Source organism: Ferdinandcohnia jepli, from assembly GCF_047246645.1.
Lineage (GTDB): Bacteria > Bacillota > Bacilli > Bacillales > Bacillaceae_L > Ferdinandcohnia.
In genome coordinates this window covers 111825-128789 of sequence record NZ_JBFOKR010000009.1, presented here as the reverse complement: position 1 = coordinate 128789, position 16965 = coordinate 111825, and the positions used below count along the sequence as shown (strand labels likewise).

Annotated in this window: 17 protein-coding genes; 13 read left to right on the top strand and 4 right to left on the bottom strand. The window is 35.9% G+C overall.

The window, feature by feature from the left end; genetic code table 11:
* Positions 1–158 precede the first annotated feature (158 nt).
* From AB3M96_RS11330 to AB3M96_RS11320, 3 genes are all read left to right on the top strand, one after another.
* Positions 159–1847 (top strand): formate--tetrahydrofolate ligase, encoded by a 1689-nt coding sequence (locus AB3M96_RS11330; RefSeq protein ID WP_412967718.1) that lies wholly within the window; start codon positions 159–161, stop codon positions 1845–1847.
* 14 nt (positions 1848–1861) lie between these two features.
* Entirely contained in the window at positions 1862–2371 is a 510-nt protein-coding gene (locus AB3M96_RS11325) for a hypothetical protein (RefSeq protein ID WP_412967717.1), read from the top strand.
* A gap of 618 nt (positions 2372–2989) precedes the next feature.
* A complete protein-coding gene (locus AB3M96_RS11320) occupies positions 2990–3835 on the top strand; it encodes a DegV family protein (protein ID WP_412967716.1) in 846 nt (281 codons plus the stop codon).
* Positions 3836–3841: 6 nt separating this feature from the next.
* Here AB3M96_RS11320 and AB3M96_RS11315 read toward each other — a convergent pair whose 3' ends face one another.
* Positions 3842–4156, bottom strand: a complete 315-nt coding sequence (locus tag AB3M96_RS11315; protein ID WP_412967715.1) for a hypothetical protein — start codon at positions 4154–4156, stop codon at positions 3842–3844.
* A 389-nt stretch (positions 4157–4545) separates the two neighbouring features.
* Here AB3M96_RS11315 and AB3M96_RS11310 point away from each other — a divergent pair, with 389 nt between their 5' ends.
* Together AB3M96_RS11310 and AB3M96_RS11305 are read left to right on the top strand one after the other, a co-directional pair.
* Positions 4546–5199: an HD domain-containing protein gene (locus AB3M96_RS11310; RefSeq protein WP_412967714.1), complete on the top strand. Its 654-nt coding sequence runs from the start codon at positions 4546–4548 to the stop codon at positions 5197–5199.
* Positions 5196–7076: an ABC-F family ATP-binding cassette domain-containing protein gene (locus AB3M96_RS11305; protein WP_412967814.1), complete on the top strand. Its 1881-nt coding sequence runs from the start codon at positions 5196–5198 to the stop codon at positions 7074–7076. Before AB3M96_RS11310 ends, AB3M96_RS11305 begins: the two co-directional genes overlap by 4 nt.
* A gap of 39 nt (positions 7077–7115) precedes the next feature.
* Here the strand turns inward: AB3M96_RS11305 and AB3M96_RS11300 are convergent, their stop codons facing one another.
* A complete protein-coding gene (locus tag AB3M96_RS11300; RefSeq protein ID WP_412967713.1) occupies positions 7116–8132 on the bottom strand; it encodes a C40 family peptidase in 1017 nt (338 codons plus the stop codon).
* A gap of 340 nt (positions 8133–8472) precedes the next feature.
* Between AB3M96_RS11300 and AB3M96_RS11295 the strand changes: the two genes are divergently transcribed.
* The gene (locus AB3M96_RS11295; RefSeq protein ID WP_412967712.1) at positions 8473–9600 is read left to right on the top strand and encodes a conserved virulence factor C family protein; all 1128 of its coding nucleotides are present in this window, start codon (positions 8473–8475) and stop codon (positions 9598–9600) included.
* A gap of 93 nt (positions 9601–9693) precedes the next feature.
* Here AB3M96_RS11295 and AB3M96_RS11290 read toward each other — a convergent pair whose 3' ends face one another.
* A complete protein-coding gene (locus tag AB3M96_RS11290; protein WP_412967711.1) occupies positions 9694–10536 on the bottom strand; it encodes a polysaccharide deacetylase family protein in 843 nt (280 codons plus the stop codon).
* Positions 10537–11117: 581 nt separating this feature from the next.
* Here AB3M96_RS11290 and AB3M96_RS11285 point away from each other — a divergent pair.
* The 7 genes from AB3M96_RS11285 (at position 11118) to AB3M96_RS11255 (ending at position 16211) form a co-directional block, all read left to right on the top strand.
* Entirely contained in the window at positions 11118–11552 is a 435-nt protein-coding gene (locus AB3M96_RS11285; protein WP_412967710.1) for a BrxA/BrxB family bacilliredoxin, read from the top strand.
* A 48-nt stretch (positions 11553–11600) separates the two neighbouring features.
* Positions 11601–12374 (top strand): class I SAM-dependent methyltransferase, encoded by a 774-nt coding sequence (locus AB3M96_RS11280; protein WP_412967709.1) that lies wholly within the window; start codon positions 11601–11603, stop codon positions 12372–12374.
* Between the two features lie 65 nt (positions 12375–12439).
* Positions 12440–12571 carry a YuzL family protein gene (locus AB3M96_RS11275; RefSeq protein ID WP_412967708.1) on the top strand — a complete coding sequence of 44 codons (132 nt, stop codon included), beginning with the start codon at positions 12440–12442 and terminating at the stop codon, positions 12569–12571.
* A 349-nt stretch (positions 12572–12920) separates the two neighbouring features.
* Positions 12921–13514: a YpjP family protein gene (locus AB3M96_RS11270; protein ID WP_412967707.1), complete on the top strand. Its 594-nt coding sequence runs from the start codon at positions 12921–12923 to the stop codon at positions 13512–13514.
* A 201-nt stretch (positions 13515–13715) separates the two neighbouring features.
* Positions 13716–14465, top strand: a complete 750-nt coding sequence (locus AB3M96_RS11265; RefSeq protein ID WP_412967706.1) for an anthrax toxin lethal factor-related metalloendopeptidase — start codon at positions 13716–13718, stop codon at positions 14463–14465.
* A gap of 86 nt (positions 14466–14551) precedes the next feature.
* A complete protein-coding gene (locus tag AB3M96_RS11260; protein WP_412967705.1) occupies positions 14552–15508 on the top strand; it encodes a thymidylate synthase in 957 nt (318 codons plus the stop codon).
* Between the two features lie 214 nt (positions 15509–15722).
* Positions 15723–16211 carry a dihydrofolate reductase gene (locus tag AB3M96_RS11255; RefSeq protein ID WP_412967704.1) on the top strand — a complete coding sequence of 163 codons (489 nt, stop codon included), beginning with the start codon at positions 15723–15725 and terminating at the stop codon, positions 16209–16211.
* Positions 16212–16267: 56 nt separating this feature from the next.
* Here the strand turns inward: AB3M96_RS11255 and trhA are convergent, their stop codons facing one another.
* On the bottom strand, positions 16268–16954 hold the full coding sequence (gene trhA / locus AB3M96_RS11250) for a PAQR family membrane homeostasis protein TrhA (RefSeq protein WP_412967703.1): 687 nt from the start codon (positions 16952–16954) through the stop codon (positions 16268–16270).
* Positions 16955–16965 lie beyond the last annotated feature (11 nt).

Sequence of the window (16965 nt, the reverse complement as noted above, 5' to 3'; positions counted from 1 at the left end):
ATAGGTTGAGAACATCTTTTAATAGGTGTTATAAAACTCTCATTGAAAAATGAATACTAATAGCTATTTAAAAAGAAAAACCTTTATAACTCCTGGTACATTAAGGTAAGATATAACTGTTGAGCAATCTTCATACTAATCACTTGGGGGAAGCATACATGGAATTATCAATGAAAATAAAGTCTGATATTGAAATTGCACAAGAAGCAACTATTAAGCCAATAAAAGATATCGCTAAGAACCTTGATTTACATGATGAGGAATTAGAACCCTATGGACATTATAAAGCAAAAATTTCCTTAGATGTGCTGAAGAGATTAGAGACTAAAAAGGATGGGAAGGTAATCCTTGTTACGTCTATTAATCCAACTCCAGCAGGTGAAGGGAAGTCTACAATAACAGTAGGACTTGGACAAGGATTATCAAAGCTTGGAAAAAATGCAATGATTGCTATGCGTGAGCCGTCGTTAGGACCAACAATGGGAATAAAAGGTGGAGCAACTGGTGGGGGATATTCACAGGTAATACCAATGGAAGATATTAATCTTCATTTTACTGGAGATTTCCACGCGATTACGACAGCAAATAATACGCTATCTGCTCTTATTGATAATCACGTTCATCAAGGTAATCAGCTTCAAATTGATGTTAGAAGAGTTGTCTGGAAGCGAGTTGTTGATTTAAACGATCGTGCTTTAAGACAGGTGATTGTGGGACTTGGTGGTCCTGTTCAAGGTGTACCACGTGAGGATGGATTTGATATCACAGTAGCATCTGAAATAATGGCTATATTCTGTTTGGCAACTGACCTGCAGGACTTAAAGAAGAGATTGTCTAAAATAGTGGTTGCCTACAATATACATAAAGAACCGGTTACAGTAGCAGATCTTGGAGCTGAGGGGGCACTAACCCTTTTACTAAAGGATGCTTTAAAACCAAACTTAGTTCAAACACTTGAGCATACACCTGCACTTATTCATGGTGGACCATTTGCTAATATTGCTCACGGATGTAATTCCGTAATTGCAACGAAAATGGCTTCTAAGTTAGCGGATTATGTAATTACTGAAGGTGGATTCGGTGCTGATTTAGGTGCAGAGAAATTTTTAAACATAAAAGCTAGATTTGCGGGAATTAAACCTGAAGCAGTTGTTATTGTTGCAACAATTCGTGCTCTGAAAATGCATGGAGGAGTTGCGAAAAACAACTTAACAGAAGAAAATGTTGAAGCTTTATCAAATGGTTTGGAGAATCTTCAAAAACATATTGAAACAATCCAAACATTTGGCCTTCCTTTTGTTGTAGCAATCAATCGTTTCGTAACTGACTCAGAAAAAGAAGTTGAAAAAATCGAGAGTTGGTGTGCTGAAAATTCTTATCCTGTTGCACTCGCAGAGGTATGGGAAAAAGGTGGAGAAGGCGGTGTTGAACTGGCTAATAAAGTATTAGATGTTATTGAAAGTGTAGAAAATCAGTTTGCTCCACTTTATGATGTAGCTTCTACTATTGAAGAAAAGGTTAAAACCATTGCTATGAAAGTTTATGGAGCAAGCGATGTTGAATTCTCTAATAAAGCAAAGAAGCAAATAGCTGATTTCGAGAAATTTGGTTGGAGCAATTTACCGATTTGTATGGCGAAAACGCAGTATTCACTTTCAGACGATCCTACATTATTAGGGAGACCAACTAATTTTACGATTACCATTCGTGAATTTAGACCTTCTATTGGAGCCGGGTTTATTGTAGCTCTTACAGGAGATGTAATGACAATGCCAGGTTTACCAAAAGTGCCTGCCGCTTTAAAAATGGATGTAAATGAAGAAGGAAAAGCTGTTGGATTATTTTAAGAAGGGAAAAAAACATGTTTGACCCGACTGTATTTGATAATTTGAAAGTGGTTGTTGAGGGAGCATTATATGATTTAGATCTCGAAGGCAGCATATTTATAACTGACCGTACAGACGAAGTGGAACTAGCTAAACTAAGCAGACACTATAGGATATCCTTTACAACAAGAGAACAATATTCAAATGAAGTTCTGGCATATCTTGATTTAAAAATGGATATAGCGAACTTGTCAGCAGAGCTGCAAAGTATTCCAAATAGTAAACCAGGTTGTAAAATCGAAGTAGGCTTTATTTTAGATATACCTTCAATCGATTCTTGCTCCCAATACGAAGAGGTTTTGAAGGAAATCTGGGGTGAAACAAGACTAATTCGACAGGAAATTTCATTTATATATAACGAAAATAAATATCACAATAACATAAAAATATTATTCAACCGTTTAATGTACGAAGACCATGTTGATGACCTACTTGAAATGATCGATTATTTGATTCATTCAATCCAGCAATTGAACAAGGTTTGATAGGGATGCATAATTGTATCCCTATACTTAAAAATACTGTTTTCACAAAATTGGTTACTTTTTTTATTTTGAGCTGGGTAATAATCTTACAAGGGTGATTGGAGAGCATGGCGCGAGACTCCTGCGGGAAAAGCAAAGGTTCGTCTACTAATGACCGCCACGTCCTGTGGCGAACGTAGACGTCAGCACATCCTGTGCAAGTCAGGTGAGCCCCCCCCGCAGGAGTTTGCGACTTGTCTAGCTTCAGTGGTAGAGACTCGAGAAATTTCAACTCCTCCTTCAGAGGCAAAAAGCCACCTCTTTTGTCGGAGTCTCCAATTTCCTCGTTTCTGACCAAGCCGCTTCCGCATTTCGTAGAGGAGGCTCACGGTCCGCCCGCGGAAAGCGAGTGCAGGGAGCAGAAATCACCATAACTTAGTAAATTCACTCTCAAAGAACCAACGCTAAAAGTAACAATCTTTTATCAAATACTCCATTTGAATTAAAATGGAGTACATAAAAAATTAAATCAAAGGTTGTACACCTAAAGAAGTAATTTTCTGAATAGTATCCTTTTTCAAAATGAAATACATAGTATATAGTAAATAGTATATGAGAATCTAATTAGGGGGAATAAACATGGGGAGGATCGCTTGGGTCACAGATAGTACAGCGTTCTTGGATGAAGAATTAAAAAATAATAAAGATATTTATGTAATCCCTATGACTATATTTTTTGATGAAGAAGAGTTTCTGGATGGTGTCACAATCACACCTGCTCAATTCTTTGATAGACTAAAGTCGGCACGTACGGTTCCTAAAACATCTCAACCATCGATTGGTAGTTTTGTAGAATTATATAATAGTCTAGAAAGCAACTATGATCATATCATTTCAATACATGTATCTGAAAAACTAAGTGGTACCGTTTCATCAGCGAGACAGGCCGCTGAAATAGTGAAAATTCCTGTGACTGTTATTGATTCAAAAATCTTAACATATCCAATGTCTGCATTATTAAAAGAAGGTTTAAAAGTAAAGCAGAATGGCGGAACAATAGATGAAGTTGTTAATCGAATCAGATATTTGGCAGATAGAATTGAGACCTATGTGTTAATTGGAAGTTTAGAGCAGTTACACCGTAGTGGAAGGATGAATACAGCCCAATATTATGTAGGGAGCATGCTACAAATTAAACCGATTATTACAATAAAGGATGGTGCACTTTCTGTAAAAGAAAAGGTACGCTCTGAAAAGAAAGCAACTACTAAAATATTTGATTATCTTAAAGAGGCGATCGAGAAATCTCAAATTGATGAGGTCTATTTACTCTACGGCTTACATGACACAAAGGCAGTAGAATGGAAAAAGAAAATCAGCGAGTTTGCTGAACATTTATCTATCGAATCATATCCTTTAGGGGTAGCTCTAGGTGTCCACGCAGGGGAAGAAACAATTGGGATCAGTTGGATAAATAAAGAGTAAAGTATATTATTTAACTAACACGTATTGTACTTCGATTTTCGAAAGCGCAACCACGGATACTATTTGATAGCCAATGCTAATAAATTGCGAAAGTGCTTCTGCACAGTTAGAGTTCGGAGGTTCTGTCGGAGCGTGTAGGCTTGTTTGTAAAGATAAAAATTGGTTCTTTACGCGATCACAAGTAATTAACACAACATGTCTTCCGTACCATGCAGTACCAATTTCTCTTGGTAGGTTTTGATAAAACATAATATAATCAATTCCTTTACAAAGCTGGAATCTTCCAGCTTTTTTATGATTTAGGAAACTATAAAATTTCAAGATGTGGATAATCTCATCTTGGGTTATTTATTTCCAGCGCCAGCGCCTAGCCCCTCGAGGTCGCTTCACCCCTCCTGCGGCGGCAACACTAAGGAATGCTTCGTGAGCATAAGCCTCGCAGAAAAAATGCTTTAGCATTTTTTAGAGCCTCCTCGTCAGGGTTCCAGCGCTTGTCGGACTTACACAGGATGTGCTGAGATCGACGTTCGCCACAGGACGTGGCGGCTATTTAGTCGATGTTCCTTTTTCCAAGGCGCTTGCGCTTTTGTTCTTTATAAAACATTGTATGCAGCAACTATTGGAGTGGGTACGAAATAGGAAAAAAGCTCATTCTCTTTATCAGTATGGTACAATGTTAACGAAAGTCCTGAAGGTAGTGGAGGGTTATTATGAAGCTAGATAAGCAAGATGCTATTAATAAAACAATTAACTATGTTAAAGATATATTAAAAGATGATAGTAGTGGCCATGATTGGTGGCATATTGAAAGAGTTAGAAAGTTAGCTTTATATATCGGAACAAACGAAAGTGCCAATATATTTGTAATCGAAATGGCTGCTCTCCTTCATGACATTGCTGATGAGAAACTTAATAACTCAGAGAAGGAAGGCCTTGCAAAGGTTGAGCAATGGCTTTCATCGTTACAAATAAATGAAACAGATCAAGAACATATTCTAGAAATTATTTCAACGATGTCCTTCAAGGGTGGGAATCGCCCCCCAGTGAGAACGATAGAAGGACAAGTTGTTCAGGATGCAGATCGTTTGGATGCAATTGGGGCTATTGGAATAGCTAGAACGTTTGCTTATGCAGGTGCACATGGTGATTTAATGTACGATCCTGACCTCCCTTATAGAGAGTCTATGACAAAGGAAGAGTATCGTAATGGAAAGTCAACTGCAATCAATCATTTTTATGAAAAATTATTGAAACTATCAACAACACTCAATACGGATACTGCCAAAAGGATTGCAGAAGAAAGGCACAAGTTTATGCTAGATTTTCTGGAACAATTTTATAAGGAATGGAATGGAACGTTATGAAGCTTTTAACTGTAGAAGGTTTGGCAAAGAGCTATGCCGAAAAAACATTATTTGAAAATATATCTTTTAGTATTACTGATAACGAGAGAATTGGAATAATCGGTGTTAATGGTACGGGTAAATCGACTCTGTTAAAGATTATTGCGGGTATTGAAGAAACTGATGGAGGAGAAATAACGCATTCCAAAGGATATACAATTAGTTATTTACCACAGCAACCCGAATTTGAAAAAGGGAATACAGTTCTTGATCAAGTATTCCAAGGTAACTCACCTTTACTAAGGCTACTTAAGGAATACGAAGCTGCGTTGCTTGATATTGAGAAAGATTCTATGAATACTTCATACCAGGAGAAATTGTTTGCCCTTCAACAACAAATGGATGCTGCAAATGCATGGGAAGCTAATTCCAATGCGAAGGCAGTATTGTCTAAGCTCGGGATTACCCAGTTTACTCAAGATGTAATGGAACTATCTGGTGGTCAAAAGAAACGTGTAGCTTTAGCTCAAAGTTTGATCGAAGTACCAGATTTACTAATTCTAGATGAACCTACAAACCACTTAGATTACGATACAATTAATTGGCTGGAGGATTATCTTGGAAAGTATAATGGTGCATTATTACTTGTAACACATGACCGGTATTTTCTAGATCGCGTAACCAATCGTATTATAGAACTAGACCAAGGAAAACTTTACAGTTACTCAGGTAATTATAGTAGCTTTCTAGAGGCAAAAGCATTACGAATTGAACAAGAACAGGCTACTGAACAGAAACGCCAGAACCTATATAGACGTGAACTTGCTTGGATTCGACGGGGAGCAAAAGCACGAACTACTAAACAAAAAGCACGAATTAAGAGATTTGATGAAATTGAAAATGCTAAGCTAACTTCGACAAATGACACAGTTGATATTTCAGTTGGTGGAAGTAGACTAGGGAAAAAAGTAATTGAACTTATAAACGTTTCAAAGAGCTATAATGATACCAAAATTTTAGATAATGTAAATTTACTTGTAAAACCTGGTGATCGTATTGGTATCGTTGGAAAAAATGGCAGTGGGAAATCAACTTTACTTAATATTATTGCGGGTAGAACACAAATTGATGCCGGAGATATTGAAATAGGTCAAACTGTAAAAATGGCCTACTACACGCAAGAAAGCATAGATATGGATGTAAATAAAAGGATCATTGAATATATTAAGGAAACTGCTGAGGTTATTCATACGTTAGACGGCAAGATGATATCTGCAGCTCAAATGCTCGAACGTTTCCTATTTCCAATGAATACTCACGGTACACCAATTCGAAAGCTTTCTGGTGGAGAAAGAAGAAGATTGTATTTGCTTAAAATCATTATGGATGAACCAAATGTTTTGTTATTGGATGAGCCTACAAATGATTTGGATACACATACATTAACTGTTTTGGAGGATTATTTAGAGGATTTTCCTGGAGTTGTTATTACGGTTTCCCATGATCGTTATTTTCTTGATAAAGTAACTGATCACCTCCTGATATTTGAGGACGGTCATAGAATTACTTCCTACATAGGAGATTATTCAGATTATCTAGAAGAAAGCACTCAAATAGTACCTCCGAAACAAAAAGAAAAAGTAGTTAAAACTTCAAATGAAGAAACAACAAAACCTAAAAAGAAGAAACTTTCCTATAAAGACCAACTTGAATGGGAAGGTATTGAAGATAAGATTCTAGAACAAGAGGAAAAGGTAGCGCAGCTTGTTAAGGCAATTGAAAGTGCAGGTAGTGACTATCAGAAGGCGCAACAGGCAATGGAAGACCATGCAAAGGAAACGGAAATCCTTGACCAATTACTTGAGCGATGGACAGAACTTTCAGAGCTAGTCAATTAATAAACAAAAGGCCAGGCGTTAGCCTGGCCATTTCTTTTATTACAAACGTTTAGCTCCTAGATATCGTGGTTTCCAATAGTTAGCATTTATATCATCAATACTTATTCCTTTTGAAGAACTAGCATGAATAAATTTATTATTACCAATGTAAATACCGGCATGTGATGGACCAGGCTTATATGTTTCAAAAAACACGAGGTCCCCCACACTAGGTTTACCTACGCTCATACCATGACTCCAAATTCCAGTAACAGTACGTGGAATTGAATAACCGTTTTGTTGAAATACAAATTGAAGAAATCCACTGCAATCAAAACCGCTAGGACTTGTTCCGCCCCATACATAAGGAGTGCCGATATAATTCATTGCTACTCCTACAATGCCAGTATCAACAGTCCGTATCTCCGTACTTACTTCCGTATTTGTATTTGTATTTTGCACTTTTACTTTTGCTGCTCTAGCTCTGATAGTTGGCCCTTTTACATTTTTGTTTTTCATAATATGGTCAATCGTTTCATCTGTAGCTAATCCGTTGGCCTCTAATCGATATTTCTTTTGGTAAGCCTTTACACTTGATTCAGTGTATTCGCCAAACACACCATCAACTATGCCATTATAATAGTTTAGTTTAGTAAGCTTATCTTGGATTTGTAGGACAGCTGGACCTTCGTCTCCAATTGTCAAAAATGGTGGTTTAGGCTGGAGAATAACTTCATTTAATTTTTCCAACGTTTTTGAACCGGCAATTCCATCAACTTTTAAATCATAAAGTTTTTGAAACCTTTTTACAGCATCCTGTGTTGTAGGTCCGTAGTGACCATCAATCGTTTCATAGTATAGGTTAATCTTTTGTAATTCAAATTGTAAGAATCTAACAGAATATCCGGTGTGACCGTAACGTAATACCTGGTCTGTATCAAATTGATAATTTTTATCTGTGAGGGGATCTAAATTTTGTTGCTCTGATGCATCTGCCACAAGTGGTGCGCCAAAGAAAAAACCGGCAGCAACAGATGTAACAAATATCGCCTCACGTGTTCCATAGCGTTTTTTCATTTGTTATGTCCTCCTTGGTGTTTTGCAGGTGAAATTTGAAAAGGAAGTTTTCGTAAAATTTTGGTTATGTATGCTATGGAAATTTCATTTCTCTTACTGAAGTTTATAAATGTACTAGGCTTATTGATTCATATGTGGCAGGATTTTTGAAAACAACCTATAAACACAATTTCACTTTATGTTATTTTCAAAAAAAAAAGATTATGACAAAATGACAGAGGATTAGTATGAAAGCGATAAAATAAGACAAGTCATAATTTGAGTGTTATCAATGGATATATAGGCGATTCCTATGCTACAATCTTAATAATTACATTTTTGTTACAAAGGAGCGGAAGGAATGAAAATTGTATCAATTGAACCTACACCTAGTCCAAATACCATGAAGATAACACTAGATGAAGAGCTCCCAAAGGGGAAAAGTAATAATTACAAAAAGGAAAATATAGATGAGGCTCCGCCACTGATAAAAGAAATAATGGCAATTGAAGGTATTAAAGGTGTTTATCATGTAGCTGATTTCTTAGCAGTTGAACGAAATGCAAGATTTGACTGGCAGGAACTATTGCCAAAAGTACGTCAGGTTTTTGGTGAAGAAATCGCTGAAAGAGAAATGGAAGGTCCAACCCTTGATGAGCATTTTGGTGAAGTTAAGGTATTTGTGCAAATGTACAAAGGAATTCCAATGCAGGTAAAACTTCATGATGGTGAAAAAGAAGTTCGCGTAGGTCTACCAGAATATTTTAGAGATGCATTGTTAAAAGCGCAGGAAGCTGCAGGGAATGTAGTGCTTGAGAGAGAATGGAAGGAACAAGGAGTTAGATATGGCAGTCTAGACGAGATTGGTAAGGAAGTAGTGGATGAGTTATCTGCAGCCTATCCAACAGATCGATTAAATCGTCTTGTCGCTCAAATTGGGCAGCAAGATACATCAAAAGTTGTCCAAAAGAGACAGGCCTATAAAGTTACATTAGAAATGCTAGATGATTCAGATTGGACAAAACGGTATGCAAGCTTAGAACAAATGGATCCTACCGAAGAGGATTTACCTGTTCTTGTAAAAGCATTAAAAGATGAGAAAGCATCTATCAGACGACTTGCAACAGTTTACCTAGGTATGATTGAAAGTCCTTCCGTTTTACCATATTTATACGAAGCACTAAAGGATAAAACTGTTACCGTTAGAAGAACAGCAGGTGACTGTTTATCTGACATCGGTAATCCTGATGCAATTAGGCCGATGACAGAAGCGTTAAAAGACTCAAATAAATTAGTTCGCTGGCGTGCTGCCATGTTTTTATATGAGGTAGGCGATGAGTCTGCTTTACCAGCTTTGAAAGCTGCAGAAGACGATCCAGAGTTTGAAGTGAAAATGCAAATAAAACTTGCTATCGAAAGAATCGAAGGTGGAGAAGAGGCAAAGGGATCTGTTTGGAAGCAAATGACAGAAAGTCGAAATGAAAATTGAAAAGCGCTAGGCGTTCGAAGCTAGACACTATACGCTAAGTGTAATTTATATACTTTTCAAAAATAAACGACTGTACGTATTTGTACAGTCGTTTTATTTAACTTCCTTAAATTGTACTGGCTGAATGGATTCTGTTATGCGCTCCATAGTAAACTCTTTCTCGTTTAATAAAGTTATGATAGAATCTAATGCTTTACTAGTAACTTCTTTGTCATGCATTAATAGAACTGGGGAGGTAGAACTATCTTCGAAGGGTAGAATTTGCTTCTTGATATTCTCAATAACAACGTTGGGATCTCCAGTTTTCCAGTCATAACTATCGATGTTCCAGTCCCACATGATGTAGCCTTCATTAGAAAGTGCGTCTTTGTATGATTTTTTTAAATGTGGATAACTACCAAAAGGAACGCGAAACAAGTTACTAGTAACACCAGTTACAGTGTTGATGCTCTCCCGACATGTATTTATTTCCTGTAATGCCGATTGTGCTGACTCATAGAATTTATCAATTTTATGAGATACCCCATGGCATCCAATTGCATGTCCCTCTGTAACAATTCGTTCGACTATTTTAGGAAATTTATTAATATTTCCGTCTAGAAGAAAGAAAGTAGCTTGTAAATTATGAGTTTGTAAAATATCCAAAATATCATTTGTATATGATGTAGGACCATCATCAAATGTTAAATAGGCTGATCGACCTTGTGAAGAAAAGCGATTAGTAGTGATAGACGCTGACTGCGTTTTAGTTTCTTGATATACACTATTTACTTGAAGTTTAGCAATATTGATACTATGTTCCTTATGTAAAGTAATATTTTGTTCAATCGTACCTTTGGCATAAGTAATCGTTGTAAATAATTTCGAGAATAATATCATGCTAAACGAACACACCGCTATAGTACAACAAATATATAAATATCTTTTTACGTCCATACGATTTCCACTTTCTTTCGTTAATACATGTTGTTATTTTTGATAAAGTAGGTATTTAGAAGTGAATGACCCAAAACCTACTATTTTCTGAATAGTATTATATGAGAATATCTTACTATCAATATAGTATAAAAAGTCGAAAATTGGAAGTCTTTGTATAATTTTTGTCCTAAAATAGAATTTTAGGAATTGAGTAGTAGTTCAATTCGCACACGAGTAGCATAAATTGATTTTAAATAATTAAATATAGTATGCTTATAATATACAAAAGCGCAAGCGCCTTGGAAAAAGGAACATCGACTAAAATCCGCCACGTCCTGTGGCGAACGTCGATGTCAGCACATCTTGTGCAAGTCCGACAAGCGCTGGAACACTGACGAGGAGGCTCTAAAAAATGCTAAAGCATTTTTTCTGCGAGGCTTATGCTCACGAACCATTCCTTAGTGTTGCCGCCGCAGGAGGGGTGAAGCGACCTCGAGGGGCTAGGCGCTGGAGCTGGAAGTTGATAACCTATACTGAAAGTTATTAACAACAGTAGATTTTGTAATTTTTAAAATATGAAAAGAAAAGGGGTTGATATGATGTCAATGGCTTATGATGAATATATGAAACAAATTGTAAAACCAATGCGTCAGGAATTAGTTGTTGCTGGGTTTGAAGAACTCACTACACAAGAAGATGTTGAGAACTTCATGGAAAAGGTGGAGGGCACATCATTAGTTGTTATTAACTCTGTATGTGGATGTGCAGCTGGATTAGCAAGACCTGCAGTAACACAAGCAGTCGTATCGGCAGATAAAAAGCCAGATCACCTTGTAACGGTATTTGCTGGACAAGATAAAGAAGCAACTGCAAAAATGAGAGAATATTTTGTTGGATTTGAACCATCTTCACCATCAATGGCTTTATTAAAAGGGAAAGAAGTGGTACATTTCATTCCAAGACATGATATTGAATCAAACCCAATGGAAGTTATCATGGAGAATGTAGCATCAGCTATCAAAAAGTATTGCTAAAAAGGATGTCATTTTGACATCCTTTTTTACACAAATATAGGTGATTGTATGATTGTAACAACTGCAGGAAGAACAAATGAAGAAATGATTGGAATAGCAAAAAGAGTTGCAGGTGAATTAGGGGTTTCTTATATCGCCCGTGAAAAAAGATCTATACCGTTCATACAACAAGATTCTAACCAAGATGTACTTGTTGTGGGGAAAAACCGTTTAGAAATTTATCCAATAAAAGGTGAGGAACCCATCTTTTTTCATCCAAATTCAGCAATGTTTCGAATGAAACGAGTTATGAGGGGAGAAGATGACCCATTTCTCCAAGCTGCAAATCTTTCTTTCGGTGACTCTATTTTAGATTGTACATTGGGCCTTGGCTCAGATAGTATTTTGGCAAGCTTTGTAACAGGAAAAGCAGGCAGAGTAACGGCTCTAGAAGGAAACAAGTATTTATATTATCTATTAAAAGCTGGTCTGCAAAGCTGGGATACGGGTATTGCAGAAATGAATGAGGCAATGAAGAGTATCGATGTAAAACATGATACGTTTGAAAGCTTTTTAGAAACTTGTCCTGCAGAAAGCTTTGATATCGTTTATTTTGACCCGATGTTCGAGGAAAGAATTGATGAGTCAAATGGAATTAAAGGACTCCGTACATATGCTATGTATTCAAAATTAAATACAGAAATCATAGTAAATGCGAAAAGAGTTGCAAAGAAGAGGGTAGTTCTAAAGGACCATTGGAAAAGTGAACAATTTGAGAAGTATGGATTCTCCGTTATAAAAAGAAAAACATCAAAATTTCATTTTGGAGTAATCGATGTTTAAACCATCCCTCAACTGATATTTTATGCCACCTTTGGTTATTTTAAATAACGGAGGTGATGAGTAGTATGGCAAAGCATAAAAAAGATCCTTCCAAGGTGGGTTTAAACTCTTCTGACGTTGAAGGACAAGGAACAACAGAGCAAGAAACAGGTAACATGAAAATGGATTCTGCACGACGTAAGCAAAAACGAAATTAATTTATAACAGAAAAAAATAAACCCGCAAATGCGGGTTTTGTTTATTCCGAGATACAAGCATAAATGAAATAACCAAGTGTTAAAAAACTTGCGAAGGCAAAAATATATTCAATATTCATATGTTACACCCTTTCGAATATGTATAGTAACTACATTTTAACAAAAATTGAAACTTTTATGAACTTTTATTATATAAATTTTTGAAACTCCTGAAACCAATTTAAAGATCAACCGTATAGGTAGGTATCACTATTTTTTATGAAAATCCTTTATTAATAGTAAAATAATCTAGTAGAGTATGGTAAAATAGTGTTAACGTTAGTTGTTACTTGAAAGGACGTTGTGTGCGATGAATAAATGGTTGCGCAAGGCTTTAGTTGTTTCATTTACAATCCTGACCTTCGGGCTAGTTGCTCCACCACCTGCATTAACAATGGAGCAGGCAAACTCAGATGAATCGAGCAAGCTAAATCCAATAAATAACCAGAGTGCTGATGAAAGCCTATTTACATATGAAGAATCAAGTTATGGCTACGATAGCCGGAAGTTTATTGATTATGCTTTGAATCAAGCTGAGTTAAAGTCATTTGAAAAGTTTGGCAGCAAAATTGGACCAGTCATTGAAGATGAGTTTCGCAAGGATATTTTACCTGGAATTGAAAGTGCAATTGCAAGTGTCGCTGAACAATATCCAACAGAAGAACTTAACCGTTTAGAAATCTCTGAACAACCCTCAGGTGGAAATGGTGAAAAAATCTTTCATATCTTTGATACGGCAACTGGAAGTGACATTATCCGTTTTCATGTTAGAAAAGATCACCCACCACAAGAAGGATATTGGTTTAATTTTCATTACCATACCTACCATGATGGGTTTCAAGCTCATCATACATTAGGAGAAATTTATTGGGATAAAAATACACCACCAAAATGGATGAGCTAAGACTACTTTAAAAGGTAGTCTTTTTTTTATCCAGAATGATAACCTCACATAGCCGCATGCAATAGTAACCTTTGGAAGAAATTCTCACACATAACACTACATCTCTTCTTTTCTAAACATGATATAATATTTGTAATATTATAAAATAGTCACACACTCCTTGAAACATCATTGGATTTTACATAAAGGAGCATTATTCTTATGAAAAAAACGGCAGCAGTTTTTATTATATTACTTATATTAACTGGTACCTCATATAAACCAATTATTGCATCCCCACACGGTGTTTTATTAAAGGATTATCATTCTATAACTCTCTATACTCAAACTTCAAACTTAGCAAACTATCAAACTCTAAAAGATATTATTCTTTTACCAGAAACAAACTTTAACGAAACAAAAGCAGTTGAAATGATAGAAAGAATTAATAACATCTATTCACCCATTTTAAAAAGTCTTCGCAATGAAGGGGTTCAGTTAAAACTTTTTACAGGTAGCTTAACAGATGAACCTTCAGTTTCGTATTTAAAGGGGAAAAAGCCTCGAGGGTATAGTGAAAATGGACCGACATGGGATTCAGTGCCTGGAATAGGTGGATCTCAAGTAGTTTTAGCAAAAATAGGCCACAGCGAAAAAGGAAATGGGCATGGTTCACTAAATCTAGAGTTACATGAATTAGCACACTCTATTGATATTTTTGTTTTAGATACTATTCGTGAGAAGTCTAGTTTTCTAGAAATATGGAAACAAGAAGCTAAATTTGTTTTTCCTAATAGGGATTATTTTCTTACTTATCCAGAGGAGTATTTTGCCGAAACGTTCGCTATGTACTTTTATTCTAAAGAAACGAGAGAGCAACTAATGGACCTAGCACCGTTAACATATGATTTGTTTGCGAGCTTAGAAACCATTAATGCTCCGGGTAAGTCAACTGTTTTAGATGACTTTTAATTGTTAACTATCTTATTTTCTACTAAAAATACGAGCTGAAATATAGTATTATTAATAGAAACAATAGGGTAGGAGTGATTAAAGTTTTGAAACATGGGGAATATGCATATTTAGATATGTTAAAACACGTCATTGAGACTGGCTCAAAGAAAATGGACCGTACAGGTACTGGTACTGTATCTGTTTTTGGTTACCAAATGAGGTTTAACCTGAGTGAAGGCTTCCCGTTATTAACAACGAAGCGAGTTCCATTTCGTCTAATAGCAAGTGAGTTATTATGGTTTATTAAAGGCGATACAAATATCCGTTACCTTCTTCAAAACAATAATAATATATGGAATGAGTGGGCGTTTAAAAGCTGGGTAGAAAGTGATGAGTATAGTGGTCCTGATATGACAGATTTCGGACGTCGTAGCCAGGTTGATGAAGATTTTAATAAAGTCTATGAAGAAGAGATGGACAAGTTTAAAACGATGATATTGAATAATGATGAATTTGCAGCTAAATATGGAGAATTAGGACCTGTTTACGGTAAACAGTGGAGAAATTGGGAAACATCTCGAGGAGAAACAATTGATCAATTAAAAAATGTAATTGAACAGATTAAAAACAATCCAGATAGTAGAAGACATTTAGTAGTCGGCTATAATCCAGGTGATGTTGAATTCATGGCTTTACCACCGTGTCATAGCCTATTTCAGTTTTATGTAGCAGACGGGAAGTTAAGTTGTCAGTTGTATCAGAGATCAGGAGATTTATTTTTAGGAATTCCTTTTAACATTGCTAGTTATGCTCTTTTAACTCATTTAATTGCTTATGAATGTGGATTAGAAGTCGGCGACTTCATTCACACTATTGGTGACGCACATATTTACACAAATCATATTGAGCAAGTTAATATACAATTAGAACGTGAGCCTAAGCATTTTCCGACACTACAACTTAATCCCAACGTAGCATCGGTTTTTGAGTTTGAAATGGAAGATATTAAAATTAGTGAATACAATCCTCATCCTACTATTAAAGCACCAGTAGCAGTTTAACTTTATTAAGCAGAAGTCCCCTACTTTTTATTAGTGGGGAATAAAGACCCCCTGATTGAAATTTCACCTTATTGAGCAAGTTCGAAAAAAGTCGGGGGCAAATACGCCAAGGTGCATTTGATATTGAAAAGATTTCTATTTGATAAATCCTAAGGTATAATTTACCTTAGGATTTTTTTATGAAATAGTGCATTTAATTATAAAGGGTGATTATATGATTTCATTATTACTGGCAATGGACAAAAATCAATTAATAGGAAAAGACAATGACCTCCCATGGAGATTACCCGCAGATTTAGCTTATTTTAAGAGAGTTACGATGGGGCATCCCATTATTATGGGACGAAAAACATATGATTCAATTGGCCGGCCACTACCAGGACGTGAGAACATTATTGTTACTCGAGATAGAAATTACCAAGTAGAAGGATGTAAGGTAGTTCATTCAATTGATGAAATCGTCCAACTTGGCTCAGAAACCAAGGAGGAACTGTTTGTAATTGGTGGTTCTGAAATTTTTAAGGAGATTCTCCCGTATGCTGATCGTCTGTATATTACAGAAATTGATGAGGTGTTTGAGGGGGATACCTATTTTCCGGCATTTAAAAAAAATGAATGGAATCTAATTTCTTCTGAAAAAGGAATCAAGGATGAAAAAAATCCATATGAATACACATTTTTAGTATATGAAAAAGTAAAATAATAACTTAACCAATATGTAATTACATAAAAATACCCTCGCAATGCGAGGGTGTTTTTCTATGATATAAAAGGTACATCAAGTACATAAAACAAAACACAAAAATACATAGCTGCACTACCCGCTAAAACAAATCCATGCCATACTGCATGGTTGTACGGAAGTTTCTGCCATACATAAAAAACGGCACCTACTGTATACAAAATTCCTCCTGTAAGCAATAACATAAATCCGTTAAAACCAATACTTTCATAAATTGGTTTAATGCCAACAATGATTAACCAACCCATTAGAACATAGAATACGGTTGAAAGAATCATAAATTTTTCTACAAAGAAAACTTTAAAGACGATGCCGATAATAGCAAGACCCCACACAATTCCAAATATCGTCCAACCCAGCCAACCTCTTAGGGTGATTAGAACAAAGGGGGTATATGTTCCAGCTATTAGTAGATAAATAGCAGAGTGATCCAATATCGCAAACACTTTTTTGGCTTTTGGATGGGTGATGCTATGCAAGAGTGTTGAAAATAAATATAAAAGAAACATTGTTGTTCCGAAAATTGTAAAGCTAACAACGTGCCATGCATCTCCATATTTAACAGCAAACACAATCAATAATACAAGAGCAGGTATACTAAGTAATACACCAAGTCCATGAGTAATCGCATTTGCGATCTCTTCTTTTAAAGATTCTGGTTTAACATCCATTTTAATCACCTCAAATAACTTTCTTCTTTTCATCATACTTCTAA